Origin of the sequence: Agromyces badenianii, from assembly GCF_003070885.1 — a bacterium.
In the GTDB taxonomy this organism is placed as follows: Bacteria; Actinomycetota; Actinomycetes; order Actinomycetales; family Microbacteriaceae; genus Agromyces; species Agromyces badenianii.
On the sequence record NZ_CP028913.1, the window covers coordinates 154,213 to 167,864 of the forward strand.

Annotated in this window: 15 protein-coding genes; 7 read left to right on the forward strand and 8 right to left on the reverse strand. The window is 71.5% G+C overall.

Annotated features, from left to right (window positions below; all coding sequences use genetic code 11):
- Nucleotides 1–28 precede the first annotated feature (28 nt).
- From hemB to DCE93_RS00730, 3 genes are all read left to right on the forward strand, one after another.
- Complete coding sequence (hemB, locus tag DCE93_RS00720; RefSeq protein WP_108594203.1) at nucleotides 29–1,027, forward strand: porphobilinogen synthase; 999 nt, start codon at nucleotides 29–31, stop codon at nucleotides 1,025–1,027.
- Entirely contained in the window at nucleotides 1,024–2,376 is a 1,353-nt protein-coding gene (hemL, locus tag DCE93_RS00725) for a glutamate-1-semialdehyde 2,1-aminomutase (RefSeq protein ID WP_108594204.1), read from the forward strand. Before hemB ends, hemL begins: the two co-directional genes overlap by 4 nt.
- A gap of 98 nt (nucleotides 2,377–2,474) precedes the next feature.
- Nucleotides 2,475–2,846: a hypothetical protein gene (locus DCE93_RS00730; RefSeq protein ID WP_108594205.1), complete on the forward strand. Its 372-nt coding sequence runs from the start codon at nucleotides 2,475–2,477 to the stop codon at nucleotides 2,844–2,846.
- A gap of 68 nt (nucleotides 2,847–2,914) precedes the next feature.
- On the opposite strand, the gene DCE93_RS00735 is transcribed toward DCE93_RS00730, so the two are convergent.
- The 5 genes from DCE93_RS00735 to DCE93_RS00755 form a co-directional block, all read right to left on the reverse strand.
- A complete protein-coding gene (locus DCE93_RS00735) occupies nucleotides 2,915–3,295 on the reverse strand; it encodes a DUF1304 domain-containing protein (protein WP_108594206.1) in 381 nt (126 codons plus the stop codon).
- Between the two features lie 67 nt (nucleotides 3,296–3,362).
- Nucleotides 3,363–4,487, reverse strand: coding sequence for a winged helix DNA-binding domain-containing protein (locus DCE93_RS00740; protein WP_108594207.1), 1,125 nt, complete (start codon nucleotides 4,485–4,487; stop codon nucleotides 3,363–3,365).
- Between the two features lie 15 nt (nucleotides 4,488–4,502).
- Nucleotides 4,503–5,333 (reverse strand): ABC transporter permease, encoded by an 831-nt coding sequence (locus DCE93_RS00745; protein ID WP_108594208.1) that lies wholly within the window; start codon nucleotides 5,331–5,333, stop codon nucleotides 4,503–4,505.
- Nucleotides 5,330–6,229, reverse strand: a complete 900-nt coding sequence (locus tag DCE93_RS00750; protein ID WP_108594209.1) for an ATP-binding cassette domain-containing protein — start codon at nucleotides 6,227–6,229, stop codon at nucleotides 5,330–5,332. The genes DCE93_RS00745 and DCE93_RS00750 overlap by 4 nt, the downstream gene beginning before the upstream one ends.
- A gap of 151 nt (nucleotides 6,230–6,380) precedes the next feature.
- The gene (locus tag DCE93_RS00755) at nucleotides 6,381–7,589 is read right to left on the reverse strand and encodes a cysteine desulfurase-like protein (RefSeq protein WP_108594210.1); all 1,209 of its coding nucleotides are present in this window, start codon (nucleotides 7,587–7,589) and stop codon (nucleotides 6,381–6,383) included.
- Between the two features lie 83 nt (nucleotides 7,590–7,672).
- Between DCE93_RS00755 and DCE93_RS00760 the strand changes: the two genes are divergently transcribed.
- A complete protein-coding gene (locus DCE93_RS00760; RefSeq protein ID WP_108594211.1) occupies nucleotides 7,673–8,629 on the forward strand; it encodes an LssY C-terminal domain-containing protein in 957 nt (318 codons plus the stop codon).
- Nucleotides 8,626–9,168, forward strand: a complete 543-nt coding sequence (locus DCE93_RS00765) for a hypothetical protein (protein ID WP_108594212.1) — start codon at nucleotides 8,626–8,628, stop codon at nucleotides 9,166–9,168. The genes DCE93_RS00760 and DCE93_RS00765 overlap by 4 nt, the downstream gene beginning before the upstream one ends.
- 65 nt (nucleotides 9,169–9,233) lie before the next feature.
- Here DCE93_RS00765 and trhO read toward each other — a convergent pair whose 3' ends face one another.
- The 3 genes from trhO to DCE93_RS00785 all read right to left on the reverse strand — a co-directional run bounded on the left by trhO (nucleotide 9,234) and on the right by DCE93_RS00785 (nucleotide 11,695).
- The gene (gene trhO, locus DCE93_RS00770) at nucleotides 9,234–10,133 is read right to left on the reverse strand and encodes an oxygen-dependent tRNA uridine(34) hydroxylase TrhO (RefSeq protein ID WP_108594213.1); all 900 of its coding nucleotides are present in this window, start codon (nucleotides 10,131–10,133) and stop codon (nucleotides 9,234–9,236) included.
- Between the two features lie 437 nt (nucleotides 10,134–10,570).
- The gene (locus tag DCE93_RS00780; RefSeq protein ID WP_108594214.1) at nucleotides 10,571–11,005 is read right to left on the reverse strand and encodes an ArsR/SmtB family transcription factor; all 435 of its coding nucleotides are present in this window, start codon (nucleotides 11,003–11,005) and stop codon (nucleotides 10,571–10,573) included.
- Nucleotides 11,006–11,056: 51 nt separating this feature from the next.
- Nucleotides 11,057–11,695, reverse strand: coding sequence for a LysE family translocator (locus DCE93_RS00785; RefSeq protein WP_108594215.1), 639 nt, complete (start codon nucleotides 11,693–11,695; stop codon nucleotides 11,057–11,059).
- A gap of 49 nt (nucleotides 11,696–11,744) precedes the next feature.
- Here DCE93_RS00785 and DCE93_RS00790 point away from each other — a divergent pair, with 49 nt between their 5' ends.
- Nucleotides 11,745–12,869: an enoyl-CoA hydratase/isomerase family protein gene (locus DCE93_RS00790; protein WP_168186146.1), complete on the forward strand. Its 1,125-nt coding sequence runs from the start codon at nucleotides 11,745–11,747 to the stop codon at nucleotides 12,867–12,869.
- A gap of 115 nt (nucleotides 12,870–12,984) precedes the next feature.
- Nucleotides 12,985–13,650 carry a GntR family transcriptional regulator gene (locus tag DCE93_RS00795; protein ID WP_108594217.1) on the forward strand — a complete coding sequence of 222 codons (666 nt, stop codon included), beginning with the start codon at nucleotides 12,985–12,987 and terminating at the stop codon, nucleotides 13,648–13,650.
- The last annotated feature ends 2 nt before the right edge of the window (nucleotides 13,651–13,652 follow it).

Here is a 13,652-nt window from a genome sequence, read left to right on the forward strand (position 1 = left end):
CACAGACGCCGCGACGTAGGCTTGACGGGTGAGTTCCACGCCCGTTCCCCGTGTCCGCCCGCGCCGTCTGCGCGAGACGCCTGCGCTTCGCCGGCTCGTCTCCGAGACCCGGCTGCACCCCGCCGAGCTCGTGCTCCCGATCTTCGTGCGCGAGGGCGTCACCGCCCCGGTGCCGATCGGCTCGATGCCGGGTGTCGTGCAGCACTCGCTCGACAGCCTGCCGCGAGCGGTGTCGGATGCCGCGGCCGCGGGCGTCGGCGGCGTGATGCTCTTCGGCGTGCCCGAGGTGCGCGACGCGCGCGGTTCGGGAGCCACCGATCCCGACGGGATCCTCAACCTCGCCACCCGGGTCGCGGTCGAGGCATCCGCCGGACGGCTCGTCGTGCAGACCGACCTCTGCCTCGACGAATTCACCGACCACGGCCACTGCGGCGTGCTCGACGAGCGCGGCCGGGTCGACAACGACGCGACCCTCGAGCGGTACGCGGCGATGGCGCTCGAGCAGGCGCGGGCGGGCTCCGAGCTGCTCGGCCTCTCGGGCATGATGGACGGCCAGGTCGCCGCGGTGCGCGACGCACTCGACGACGCCGGGCATGCCGACACCGCGATCCTCGCCTATTCGGCCAAGTACTCGAGCGCGTACTACGGCCCGTTCCGCGAGGCCGTCGAGTCGACGCTCGAGGGCGACCGACGCTCGTACCAGCTCGACCCCGGCAACCGCCGCGAGGGGTTGCGCGAGGCGATGATCGACATCGACGAGGGCGCCGACGTCGTCATGGTCAAGCCCGCGGGCGGCTACCTCGACGTGCTCGCCGACGTCGCCGCGGCATCCGAGGTGCCCGTCTGGGCCTACCAGGTGTCGGGGGAGTACGCGATGATCGAGGCCGCCGCCGCACACGGTTGGATCGACCGCAAGCGCGCCGTGATCGAGTCGGTGCGCGGCATCCGCCGTGCCGGCGCAGACGCCGTGCTCACCTACTGGGCCGTCGAGCTCGCCGACTGGATCCGCAACGGAGACCTCGCATGACCGCCGCGAACACGACCGCCGCAAGCACCACCGCCACGAACGCCGAGCTCTTCGCCCGCGCCCAGGCCGCGATCCCGGGCGGGGTCAATTCGCCCGTGCGGGCGTTCCGCTCGGTCGGCGGCACGCCGCGCTTCTTCGTCTCGGCGAAGGGCCCGTACGTCACCGACGCCGAGGGCCGCGAGTACGTCGACCTCGTCGCGGGCTGGGGTCCCGCGATCCTCGGCCACGCCGACCCCCGCGTCATCGCGGCGGTGACGGATGCCGCGGCCCGCGGACTCTCGTTCGGCGCATCGACTCCCGCAGAGACCGAGCTCGCCGAGCTCGTCGAGCAGCGCATCGGCCCCGTCGAGAAGCTGCGCCTCGTCTCCACTGGCACCGAGGCGACGATGAGCGCGATCCGTCTCGCCCGCGGCTTCACCGGGCGCGACCTGCTCGTGAAGTTCGCCGGGCACTACCACGGTCACTCCGACGGCCTGCTCGCCGAGGCCGGCTCGGGCCTCGCGACGTTCGCGCTGCCGGGTTCCGCCGGCGTGCCGGCCGACATCGCGGCACTCACGCTCGTGGTGCCCTACAACGACCTCGACGCACTGCGCGCGGTGTTCGCCGAGCACGGCGACCGCATCGCCGCCGTGATCACCGAGGCGGCGGCGGCGAACATGGGCGTCGTGCCGCCGGCACCCTGGTTCAACCGGGCCGTCGTCGAGCTCGCGCACGCCAACGGCGCGCTCGTCATCTCCGACGAGGTGCTCACGGGCTTCCGCGTCTCGGCCGCCGGCTGGTGGGGGCTCGAGGCCGGCACCGACGGCGACTACACGCCCGACCTGATGACCTTCGGCAAGGTCATCGGCGGCGGCATGCCGGTCGCGGCACTCGGCGGTCGCGCCGAGATCATGGAGCAGCTCGCCCCGCTCGGCCCCGTGTACCAGGCGGGCACCCTCTCAGGAAACCCCGTCGCGGTCGCGGCGGGCGTGGCAACGCTCCGGGCAGCGGATGCCTCGGTGTACGCGCAGCTCGACGCCGCGGCCGAGACGATCGGCGACGCGGTCTCGGCGGCGCTCGACGCCGAGGGGGTGGCGCACCGCGTGCAGCGGGCGGGCAGCCTCTTCAGCTTCGTGTTCGGCGCGGAGGCGGCGTCGGCCGAGGTGCGCGACTACGCCACGGTGCAGCGGCAGGAGTCGTGGCGCTATGCCCCGTTCTTCCACGCGATGCTCGACGCGGGGGTCTCGCTGCCGCCGAGCGTGTTCGAGGCGTGGTTCGTCACCGCCGCCCACGACGACGACGCGATCGCCCGCGTGTTCGAGGCGCTCCCGGCCGCGGCGCGCGCCGCGGCATCCGCTCGCCCGTCGTAACCGGCAGAGCCGGTACCGAACGATTCCTGCAGCAATCCGTTCTTCGTTTGTGGGGCGTCGACACGACACCGGGCGCTCGACTCGGGCAGGATGGAAGCATGGCGAAACTGCGCGTGCACACCGACCGGATCGAGGTACACCTCACTCCGGCCGAGAAGTCGCTCGCGCTCCGCGCCGACGACCTCGTGGTGCAGCGCGACGACATCCGCTCGGCGACCATCACCGACGACCCGTGGATCTGGATCCGCGGCATCCGTCGTCGCGGCACCGAGATTCCGCTCGTCGTCGCCGTCGGTGTGTGGAAATACCACGGCGGCAGCGACTTCGTCATCGTCAAGGGCAAGCGTCCGGCGGTCGTGCTCGAGCTCGCCGGGGGCGAGTTCGCGCGCATCATCCTGAGCACGAACCATGCCGCAGAGCTCATCGACCGGTTGAAGCTCGGCGCGGCGCCCGACGAGACTCAGGACTGATCGGCCCGGTCGCGCCGATCCTCCCGGTCGCGCCGATCCTCTCCCGAGGCGCCGATGCATCCGCTCGCTCAGGCGAACGCGAAGAGCACGAAGCCGATGAGCGGCAGCGTGCCCTGCACCAGGGCCGGCCGCAGGTAGCCGCGGCCCGTCGTCGTGAGCACCGCGGCGGCGAGCACCATGCACGCCGTCGTGAACAGCACGAGGGTCTTGCCGACCGGCATCGCGCCCGCCCAGTAGAGCGCGAGCCCGACCGCGGCGCCGATGCCGAGGAAGAGGTTGTAGAAGCCCTGGTTGTAGGCCATGGGCTTCGTCACGTCGGCAGCGGCCTGGTCGGCGACGCCGAAGCGCTTCCAGGTGGAGGGGCGCGTCCACCACACGCTCTCCATCAGGAAGATGTAGCCGTGCAGCAGCGCGGCGAGAGCGACGAACACGCTTCCGATGACGGCCATGCCGCGATCGTACGGCCATGCCGGTGCGATTCCCGAGATCCCACGCGGCCCGCCGGGGCCACGTGCGTCACTCGGTTAGCGCCTCGCGCTCGACCGTGACGGGCAGGCCGAGAAACCGCTCGACCTCGGCGACGGATGCCGCGAGCGCCTGCTCCTCGCGGGGCGTGAACGCCCGCCATGGCACGAGCTTGACCACCGCGCGTCGTCCGTTCGACGTCGGCGCCCAGCGCCCGGCCATCACGCCGTCGAGCATCAGGGCGTGCAGCGGGAACTCGGGGTGCACCGGGGTGGCCCGGCCCGCGGGTTGCAGGTACGCGCGGGGCGCGGCGTAGCCCATGATGTACTCGTCGTACGCCTGCAGCAGGTCGACGACGCCGGCAGCCGGTGAGCCGCCGAACGCACGGGCCTCCGAGGTCGCCTCGGCGTCGTGCCAGTGCGTGGCTCCCTCGACCTCGACCGTTTCGATGCGGCCGCCGCTCGCATCGCCGACCGCGGCGAACGCCTGGCGCGTGTCGCCGAGCGTGAACCCCGACCACGCCGAGAAGTCGCGGTCGGTCACCGGCCCGCGGGAGCGGATGAATCGTGCGGCGAGTTCGCCGAGTGCCGCCTCGCGCGTCTTCGGCGCCGAGGGCGGCACTCGTTCATTGAAGGCCGCGTAGGTGCGCTGCTTACCGGCCCCTGCGCCGGAGATCGCGACCCGTTCGAGCTCGGCGAGCATGAGCAGGTAGGTGAAGGCGAGACCGGTGAACGGCTGCCCGGCCGCCTCGAGTGCGGCGGAGAGTTCGGCCCGCGTGCAATGCGCCCCGGCGAGCGCCTCGGCCACGATGTCGAGTCCGCGGGTGGCGGCATCGCCGTCGACACCGGTGCGCCGGTAGTAGGTGGCGTTGGCCCGATGCACACGCTCGGCCGAGAGCTCCATCAGCCATCGGGCATCCGCCGGGTCGACGAAGTGCCAGGTCGGGCGCAGCACGTGCGTGCGCAGGATCTCGCCCCGGTCGAGTGCCGCCCCGACCTCGGCGAGGTCGGGCCTGCGTTCGGCGGGCACCCGCATCGCGAGACCCCACTGGGCGGGCACGAACTCCTGCGACTGCACGGCGACGAAGCCGCGCACGACCTCGGCGGCCGAGGCGGCGCGCACCTGCCGCAGCCCTTGGACGTGCAGCCGCACCCGGCGCAGTTCGGCGAGTTCCACGCCTACGCCACGCTCCTACGCCACGTCCCGGCGCCACGTGGTGGCGCCGCCGATCACGGTGGCGACCACCGCGATGCCGAGCAGCACGAGCCCGCCCTGCCACCAATCGAGCGTCTGGGTCGACCCGAGCGAGGCGATGTTGTAGAAGGATGCCCCGACGAGCGCGTCGCTCGCCGCGCCCGGCAGGAACCGGCCGATCGAGGCCGTGACGTCGCTGAGCGAGGCGACGATCCGCAGGATCGGCTCGAGGAACTGGGTGAACGCGATCACGATCACGATCGCCGCCACCTGGTTGACCACGAGCACGCCGAGGCCGACGCCGATCGCGCCCCACAGGGCCATGGCGAGCACGCCGCGGCCGACGAGCGCCCAGGTGTCGCTCGAGTCGAGTCCGGTGTCGAGGCCGAAGCCGGCGAGGGCGGCTGCACCGGCACCGACCGAGACGGCGAAGGCGATGACGCCGAGGCCGGCGCCGACGACGAGCTGAGACAGGAACTTGGCGCTGAGAACGACGGTGCGGTGCGGTTCGGCGAGGAAGGTCGGCGTGAGGGTCTTGTGCCGGAACTCCCCGGTCACGGCGAGCGCACCGAGCAGCACCGGGAACACGTAGCCGACCGACGACGCGAAGCTGTAGATCAGCAGCGCCAGATCGGCACCGGGCGGCACCGTGGTCGTGCCGCCGGTGGCCGCAGCGGCATCCGGATTCTGGGTCGCCCAGCCGAGGAAGGCGCCGAATCCGCCCGACATGAAGGCGACGTATGCCGCGAGGAGGATGGCGAGGAGCCACCACATGCGGGTCGTGAAGACCTTCTGGAACTCGGAGCCGATCGCACGCACGACGCTCACGCCTCCTCACCTCCGCCGACGAGGGAGAGGAAGGACTCCTCGAGCCCCGATCTCAAGCGATGCAGGGCCGCGAGCTCGACGCCGCCGACGAACGCGGCATGCCCGACCCGGGCGGGGTCGGGCTCGGTGACGATGAAGCCGTTCCGACCCTCGGTGTACTCGAGCCCCGCGGCCTCGAGCGCTGCGGCGAGGGCCGGCCGGTCGGGCGAGTCCGCGATCGTGCGCGGCGCCGAATCGAGTTCGAGGCTCGCGAGCGTGCCGGTCTTCATGAGCCGGCCCTTCGCGATGATCACGACCTCGTCGACGCTCTGCTGCACCTCGCTGAGCAGGTGGGAGGAGACGAGCACGGTGCGGCCCTCACGGGCGAGGCTCTGCAGGAACCCGCGGATCCACTTGATGCCCTCGGGGTCGAGACCGTTGATCGGCTCGTCGAGCACGAAGACGCCGGGGTCGCCGAGCAGGGTGTAGGCCAGCGCGAGCCGCTGCCGCATGCCGAGCGAATATCCGCCGACCCGGCGGTCGGCGTAGTCCGCGATGCCGACCTGCTCGAGCACCGCCTGCACGCGAGCCGTCGGCAGGCCGGCGGCCGTCGCGTACACCTTGAGGTGATTGCGAGCGCTGCGCCCCGGGTGGAAGTTCGCGTCGAGCGCGGCACCGACCGTCTCGATGGGCTTCTCGAGCGCCGAGTACGGCGTGCCGCCGAACGTGGCGGTGCCGGCGCTCGCGCGCTCGAGCCCGAGCAGCACCCGTAGGGTCGTCGTCTTGCCGGCGCCGTTGGGGCCGAGGAACCCGGTGACCTTTCCCGGTTGCACGGTGAAGCTGAGATCGTCGACCGCGGTCACCGGCCCGAAGTGCTTGCTGAGCCCCGAGATCTGGATGGGGATGCCGCTCGCCATGCGCTCTCCTCACGTGGGGGGCGAACTCGGCCGCGCAGGCCGCACCCCCGCACGACCCGGGCGGCACGCCGCCTCACGCTCACACTAGCGAGCAAGCGGAGCGCAGGGCATCCGTCTCGCGGGGGATTCGCGGATTCGCGGGGTTCCCGCGTCAGCCGAGCGCGCTCGCGAGGCCGGCGAGCAACCGCTCGACGTCATCGTCGTCGGTGTAGGGCGCGAGCCCGACCCGCAGGCCGCCGGCGTCGCCGAGGCCGAGGTGCCGCGACGCCTCGAGGGCGTAGAAGTTGCCACTCGGCGCGAGCACCCGGTGCTCGGCCAGGCGCTTCGTGACCTCGGATGCCTCGTGGCCGGCGAAGGTCATGAGCAGCGTCGGCGTGCGCCGCGATGCCCTCGACCACACGGTGACGCCGGGCAGGGCGGCGAGTCCCGACTCGATGCGGGTTCGGAGTCCCTCCTCATGCCCGTGCAGTGCCGTGTACGACGCGGCGAGCCGCGCGCGGCGGGAGCTCGCGGCATCGGGCGACCCGTCGAGGCCGGCGAGCGCATCGACCGCCGCCGTGGCGCTGGCGAGCAGCTCGTAGGGCAGGGTGCCGAACTCGAACCGCTCGGGCACGACGTTCGTCGACGGCAGCAGCTTGTCGGGTGCGATGGTCTCGAGCAGTTCGGGCGCCGCCGCGAGCACGCCGAAGTGGGGGCCGAGGAACTTGTACGGCGAACAGGTGAAGAAGTCGGCGCCGAGGGCCTCGATGTCGGGCAGTTCGTGTGCCGTGGAGTGGACCCCGTCGACGTAGACGAGCGCGCCGACTCCGTGCGCAGCGGCGGCGATCGCCGGAATGTCGGGCTTCGTGCCGATCAGGTTCGACGCCGCTGTGACCGCGACGATCCGGGTGCGGTCGGTGAGCAACGCGGTGACCGCCTCGACGGGCAGCTCACCCGTGGCGGGGTCGAAGTCGGCCCAGCGCACCGTCGCGCCGACCCGCTCGGCCGCCTGCACCCACGGGCGCACGTTCGAGTCATGGTCGAGCCGGGTCACGACGACCTCATCGCCCGCGCCCCATTGCTTCGAGAGGTGCCGCGAGAAGTCGTAGGCGAGCTGCGTGGCGCTGCGCCCCTGCACGATGCCGCGCGGGTGGCCGTTGACGAGGTCGGCCATCGCGAGCCGGAAACCGTGCACCGCCGCTTCGGCGCGTTCCTCGGAGACCCCGATGGTGCCGCGGTTCGAGAGCGGGCCGGTGAGCACGGATGCCACGGCGTCGCCGACCGACCTCGGCGTCTGCGTGCCCCCCGGCCCGTCGAACTGGGCCCAGCCGCTCTCGAGCGAGGGGAACTCCGACCGAATGCGTGCGACGTCGTAGGCCATGCAGCGAGACTAACGAGTCGGCGCATTCGTCGGCAGTGGCTCGTGTCGGTCGGGTCGCGGCCCGTCGTCGCTAGCATGGGCACATGTCGGAGGTGGGGGCCGGGGCATCCGGTGACAGGATCGGGAGCGCTGCCGTCGACCCTGCTCCCGCGCGCAGGGTCTCCTTTACCGTGCTGCTCGACGGCTTCTTCTTCATCTATGCGGGCATCGCAGCCGTCTGGCTCGCCTGGCTGGTGCTCACCGAGTCGTTCGCGTTCGGCTGGTTCGGCATCGCCTTCTTCGTGGTGTTCTGGCTCGTGCTCGCCTATCTCGTGCTGCCTCGGCTGCACCGCATCCTGACGGCCGTCTACGTGCCCGACTACTTCATCGGGCGGGCCCGCACGAGCGATGGACTGCTCGGCGACCCGGTGAACCTCGCCTTCGACGGCGAGGAGGCGTCGCTGCATGCGGCGATGCGCGCGGCCGGCTGGACCCGGGCCGACGACGTGACGGGCGCGTCGAGCTGGCGCATCGTGGCGTCGACCATCACCCGTCGCAGCTACGACGAGGCGCCGGTCAGCCCGCTCTTCCTCTTCGGGCGTCAGCAGGACTTCGCCTACCAGCAGGAGGTCGAGGGCAATCCCGCCCGCCGTCACCACGTGCGGTTCTGGCGCACCCCCGAGAGCTGGCTGCTGCCGGGCGGGCGCCGGGTCGACTGGCTCGCGGCGGGCACCTTCGACCGCGCGGTCGGCTTCTCGTTGTTCACGCTGCAGATCACGCACAAGATCGACGCCGACATCGACATCGAGCGCGACCACATCGTCGACACCGTCATCGCGGCGAACCCCGCAGCGCGGGTCGATGTGCTCGCCGACTTCTCGACGGGCTACCACTCCCGCAACGGCGGCGGCGACACGATCCGCACCGACGGAGATCTGCCGGTCGTCGACGTCAGCGCGGTGCCGGTCGAGGCGGTCGACGCGGTCGAGGCAGCGGATGCCGCTGAGCCGCGGTTGCCCGTCGAGACCCGCGTCGCGCGCGAGACGGGGGCGGCGCGATGAGCGTCGAGAAGCGCCCGGCGTTCGAGTCGCCGGCGGTGCTCGTGGCCCCGGCGCCGGTCGCGCCAGTGATGAAGCGGCCGACGGCGACCGTGTTCGGCGCGATCCTCGTGGTCTGCCGGGTGGTCGCCGGCATCGTCTGGCTCATCTCGCTCGCGGTGCTGTGGCGGCGGGTGCTCATCGACGACCTCGGGCTCGCGCTCGACTTCGACGCGCAAGCCGAGGCCGGCTCGAATTTCGCCCTCCTGGTCGTGCTCGTCGTGGGCGGCATCGTGCTCGCCGTGCAACTCGTGCTCGCACTGCTCATCTACCGCGGCAGCAATTGGGCGCGCATCACCGTGATGGTCTTCGCGACGCTCAGCATCACGTGGTCGGCATTCGACTACTTCGCAACCGACACCGAGATCACGCTGCGCACGACGCTCATCACGCTCGCGCTCGACATCCTGGTGCTGCTCGCGCTCTCGAGCCGGGCCGCCCGCGCGTACGCCCGGCGCCCGCGGTCACGGCCGCGCGACGTCTCGGCCCGCGCGACGGGGTGACGTGAATCGACCCTCGCGAGGGTGGGCCGGCCACTCGGTCGGCAGCGGTCACGCGGCGGCGGAGGTCACGCGGCGGCGGAGGCATGCGCCGGGCAGGCGCCCGCCCCGCACGCTTCGCACCGCACGAACTCGACGTCGCACCCGGCATCCGTGCAGTTGGCGGTGCGGTTCGTGGGATCGCCGCAGCTCGAGCACGTGCCGATGACGGCGGCGTGATCGCTGAAGTCGAGCGAGCCGCGTCCGTCGAAGACATAGAGCGAGCCCTGCCAGAGGCCGTCGTCGCCGAAGCGCTCGCCGTATCGCACGATGCCGCCGTCGAGTTGGTAGACCTCGCCGAAGCCGCGGCTCGTCATGAGGCTCGAGAGCACCTCGCAGCGGATGCCGCCGGTGCAGTACGTGACGACGGGGCGACCCTTCAGCTCGTCGTACTTTCCGGACTCGAGCTCGTCGACGAAGTCGCGGGTCGTCTCGACATCGGGCACGACGGCGCCGGCGAAACGGCCGATCGCCGCCTCGAGCGCGTTGCGACCGTCGAAGAAGACGACCTCGTCACCGCGTTCAGCGATGAGCTCGTGCAACGCGTCGGGGCTCAGCTTCGTGCCGCCGCCGACGACGCCCTGCCCGTCGACACTCAGCTCACCGGGCGCGCCGAACGAGACGATCTCCTCGCGCACCTTGACGCTGAGCTTCGGGAAGTCGAGGCTCGCGCCGGTGTCGTCGAGTCCGCTGCCGCCGCTCCACTTGAAGTCGATGTGCTTGAACGCGGGGTAGTCGCGGGTCTTGCGCACGTAGCGCTTGAGGGCGGCCATCTCGCCACCGAGGGTGCCGTTCAGGCCGTGCTCGGAGATCAGGATGCGACCGCGGAGCCCGAGCGACTCGGCGAGGTCGCGCTGCCACAGCCGCACGGCGTCGGGGTCGGCGAGCGGCGTGAAGGCGTAGTAGAGGAGGATCTTGGCGACGGCCACCCGTCGATGCTACGTCGTGTCGCCTGAGCGCGGCCTCCCCGTCCGCCCCGGCCTCCCCGACCGCCCGACTTTCCCGGCCGCCCGGCCGCCCGACTTTCCCGGCCGCCCGGCCGCCCGGCTCTCCCGGCCGCCCGGCTTCCCGGCCTTCCTGGCCGCCCACTCCCGCATCTCCGCCGCGGGTTCAGATTCTGCACGATGTTTCCCGAAAACGGCATGCCAGTTCCGCCTCAGTCGATGAGGCGGAACTGGCATGCCGATTTCGCAGAACTTGTCGCGGCGATGTACAGAGCGGTCGTGTCGAGAAGTGGTCGTCCCAGGGTTAGAGGGTGAAGAGGGTGGTTGTCTCGGGGTTCGAGGGTGAAGTGGGTGGTCGTCTCGGGGTTCGAGGGTGAAGTGGGTGGTTGTCTCAGGGTTCGAGGGTGAAGTGGGTGGTTGTCTCAGGGGTTCTGGCCGAGGGGCTCGTCGAAGCCGGGGGAGCGGCGCCCGCGCATGCCCTTCCGACCGGCGCGGTGCGAGTGCGGAGCTCGGGTGGGCGGCAACGGTCGGGCCGGGAACTCGGGAGCCCGGCGCACGCCGGTGCCGTACCGCTGATCCCAGAGGGCGAAGAGCGCCCCGACGGCGTCGTCGAGACGTTCGAGGAAGTCGCCGTCGAGCACGTACAGCCGCGATTGCGGCAACCCCTGATCCTGCGCGACCGTGACGACGCCCTCGTCGCGCAGGATCCGCAGGTGATGCGACACCGCCGACCGCGAGATGCAGAACTCCATCGCGATGACGTCGTTGAGCACGCCGACGGGGTGTTCACCCACCGCGAGCACCTCGATGAGCCGCCGTCGCACGGGGTCGGCGACGAGCTCGAACGGATGCATCATCGCGGCAGCGTACCGAGTACGGCACGCCGTCGGCTCTCGCCATCCACAGGCTCAGTGCTTGTTGCCGCTGAGCGCCAGCACTCCGCCGAGACCGATCATCATCACGCCGCCCGTCGCCGAGAGGTGGGCGAGCCGCTTCGGCGAGCGGGCGAACCAGCCGCGCGCGGCACTCGCGGCGAGCGCCCAGACCGAGTCGCACGCCAGCGCGAGCACAATGAACACCACACCGAGCTCGAAGAGCTGCAGCGGGATCGACCCCGCCGTGAACGACACGAACTGCGGCAGCACGGCCACGAAGAACGCGATCGTCTTGGGATTCGTGACGCCGACGACGAAGCCCTCGCCGAGCTGGCGCCAGTGCGAGTTCGGTGCCGCCTTGCGATCGACGGATGCCGCGGCATCCGCTCGGTGCCTGATCGCCTGCACGCCGAGGTAGACGAGGTACGCCGCGCCGGCGAACTTGATGATCGTGAACAGCACCACCGACTGGGCCACGATCGCGCCGACGCCGAGCGCCACGGCGGCGACGAGCGGCAGCATGCCGAGGGCGTTGCCGATGACGCTGAGGAGCCCGCCGAGACGACCGAGTGCGAGCGAGCGGCCGATGACGAACAGCACGCTCGGTCCGGGGATCACGATGAGCACGACCGACGCGACGACGAACGCCCAGAGGTTCTCAGCGGGGACCATTCCCGAATGCTACGCGTTCGACGTCGCGGATGCCGCTACGGTGTCACTCGTGAGCGACCACATCTCCGCGAGCGTCGCCGACGGTGTCGGCCACGTGACGCTCGACCGCCCCCAGGCGCTGAACGCGCTCAGCTACGAGATGATCCGCGCGCTCACGGCGGTGTTCGACGCCTGGCGCGACGACACCGAGGTCGGCCTCGTCGTGATCGACGGCGCGGGGGAGCGGGGCTTCTGCGCGGGAGGCGACATCCGCGAGCTCTACCACTACGCGTCGAACGACGATCACGCCGAGGCCCGTCGGTTCTTCCGCGCCGAGTACCGGCTCGATGCCACGATCGCCCGCTACCCGAAGCCCGTCGTGGCGATCATGGACGGCATCACGATGGGCGGCGGCATCGGCCTCGCCGGCCACGCCTCGGTGCGCGTCGTCACCGAACGATCGCGCGTCGCGATGCCGGAGACCCGCATCGGCTTCACCCCCGACGTCGGCGGCTCCTGGCTGCTGGCGAACGCGCCGGGCGAGCTCGGCGTGCACCTCGCCCTGAACTCCCGCACGATGGATGCCGCCGACGCCCTGCACGCGGGCTTCGCCGACTCGTTCGTGCCCTCCGAACGGCTGCCGCACCTGCTGCAGGCGCTCGCCGAACGCGCCGACCCCGGCACCCCGGCCGAGATCGTCATGCTCTTCGACGAGACACCCGGCCCGTCCGCCCTGGCGCTCGCCCGCGATTGGGTCGACGCCTGCTACTCGGCGCCCTCGGTCGGCGAGATCATCCGTCGCCTCCGTGCCTTCGCCGAGGGGCGAGTGACGGTGCCGGCTGACGGGAACCCGTCGGGCTCGTTCCCGCTGCATCCACTCGACCCGGCCGCCTCCGCTTATGCCGCATCGGCCGCCGACGAGCTCGAGACCCTGTCGCCGACGGCGCTCGCCGTGACCCTCGAATCGGTGCGCCGCGCCCGCACGCTGCCGAGCCTTGAAGCCGCCCTCGAGCAGGAGTTCCGTGCGGTGTCGTGGTTCATCGAGCAGCACGACCTGCGCGAGGGAATCCGCGCGCAGGTCATCGACAAGGACCGGCAGCCGCGGTGGAATCCACCCGAGCTCGGCGACCTCCCGCCGGGTCTCGCGGCACGCGTGCTCGACGAGGCCCGCTACGACCCGGTGTCGCCCGCGTAGCGTTCGCCGTGCACTGGCGATGATCGCCGCCCGTATGTATACAAAAGCTCGGAAACGATCGCGGATTTGCGGGATTGCGGACTGAAGCGTATACATAAGTCGGGGAGGTGAGACGATGCGAGCCAGCGAGCGAGCCTACGAGATCCTCCGCGAGGAGATCCTCGACGGAGTGCTCGAGCCCGGTGCCGCGCTCGCCGAGGTCGAGCAGGCCACCCGTCTCGGCGTCTCCCGAACCCCCGTGCGCGAAGCACTCGCCCGGCTCGAGGCCGATGGCCTGGCGACCGCCGCGTCGGCACGCGTGCTGCAGGTGAGCGAGCTGACGGCCGCGAGCATCACAGCGCTCTACGAGCTTCGCGAGGCACTCGAGGAGCGGGCCGCCCGCCTCGCGGCGATGCGACGCGATCCGGCGCGGTTCGAGGGGCTCCGCCGGCGGCTGCAGCAGACCCCGGCCCAACTCGCCTCGGGCGACGCCGGGCTTCGCGACTACTACGACACCGTCGACGCGTTCGACCGCGAGATCGACGCCGCGGTCGCGAATCCGCTGCTCACGGGCGCCCTCCGCAGCGCGCGTCTCCACTCGGCACGGGTGCGGCGGCTGGCCCGTCACAATCCCGAACGACTGCGCGCCGCGGCATCCGAGCACCTTCTGATCGTCGAGGCGATCGTCGCCGGCGACGCGTCGCTCGCGGCCCATGCCAGCCATGTGCACCTGCACCTGAGTCTTCGCCACGCACTCGCTTCGGTCGAGGCTCGTCAGCCCGACGGGCACCGCGTAGCCTGACC

What these genes read in the sequence shown, in the direction of transcription:
- DCE93_RS00750 (WP_108594209.1), bottom strand. Translation starts at nt 6,229, where the DNA reads ATGGCGAGCGGCATCCCCATCCAGATCTCGGGGCTCAGCAAGCACTTC.
- DCE93_RS00730 (WP_108594205.1), top strand. Translation starts at nt 2,475, where the DNA reads ATGGCGAAACTGCGCGTGCACACCGACCGGATCGAGGTACACCTCACT.
- DCE93_RS00795 (WP_108594217.1), top strand. Translation starts at nt 12,985, where the DNA reads ATGCGAGCCAGCGAGCGAGCCTACGAGATCCTCCGCGAGGAGATCCTC.
- DCE93_RS00760 (WP_108594211.1), top strand. Translation starts at nt 7,673, where the DNA reads ATGTCGGAGGTGGGGGCCGGGGCATCCGGTGACAGGATCGGGAGCGCT.
- DCE93_RS00765 (WP_108594212.1), top strand. Translation starts at nt 8,626, where the DNA reads ATGAGCGTCGAGAAGCGCCCGGCGTTCGAGTCGCCGGCGGTGCTCGTG.
- hemL (WP_108594204.1), top strand. Translation starts at nt 1,024, where the DNA reads ATGACCGCCGCGAACACGACCGCCGCAAGCACCACCGCCACGAACGCC.
- DCE93_RS00755 (WP_108594210.1), bottom strand. Translation starts at nt 7,589, where the DNA reads ATGGCCTACGACGTCGCACGCATTCGGTCGGAGTTCCCCTCGCTCGAG.
- DCE93_RS00785 (WP_108594215.1), bottom strand. Translation starts at nt 11,695, where the DNA reads ATGGTCCCCGCTGAGAACCTCTGGGCGTTCGTCGTCGCGTCGGTCGTG.
- DCE93_RS00780 (WP_108594214.1), bottom strand. Translation starts at nt 11,005, where the DNA reads ATGATGCATCCGTTCGAGCTCGTCGCCGACCCCGTGCGACGGCGGCTC.
- DCE93_RS00735 (WP_108594206.1), bottom strand. Translation starts at nt 3,295, where the DNA reads ATGGCCGTCATCGGAAGCGTGTTCGTCGCTCTCGCCGCGCTGCTGCAC.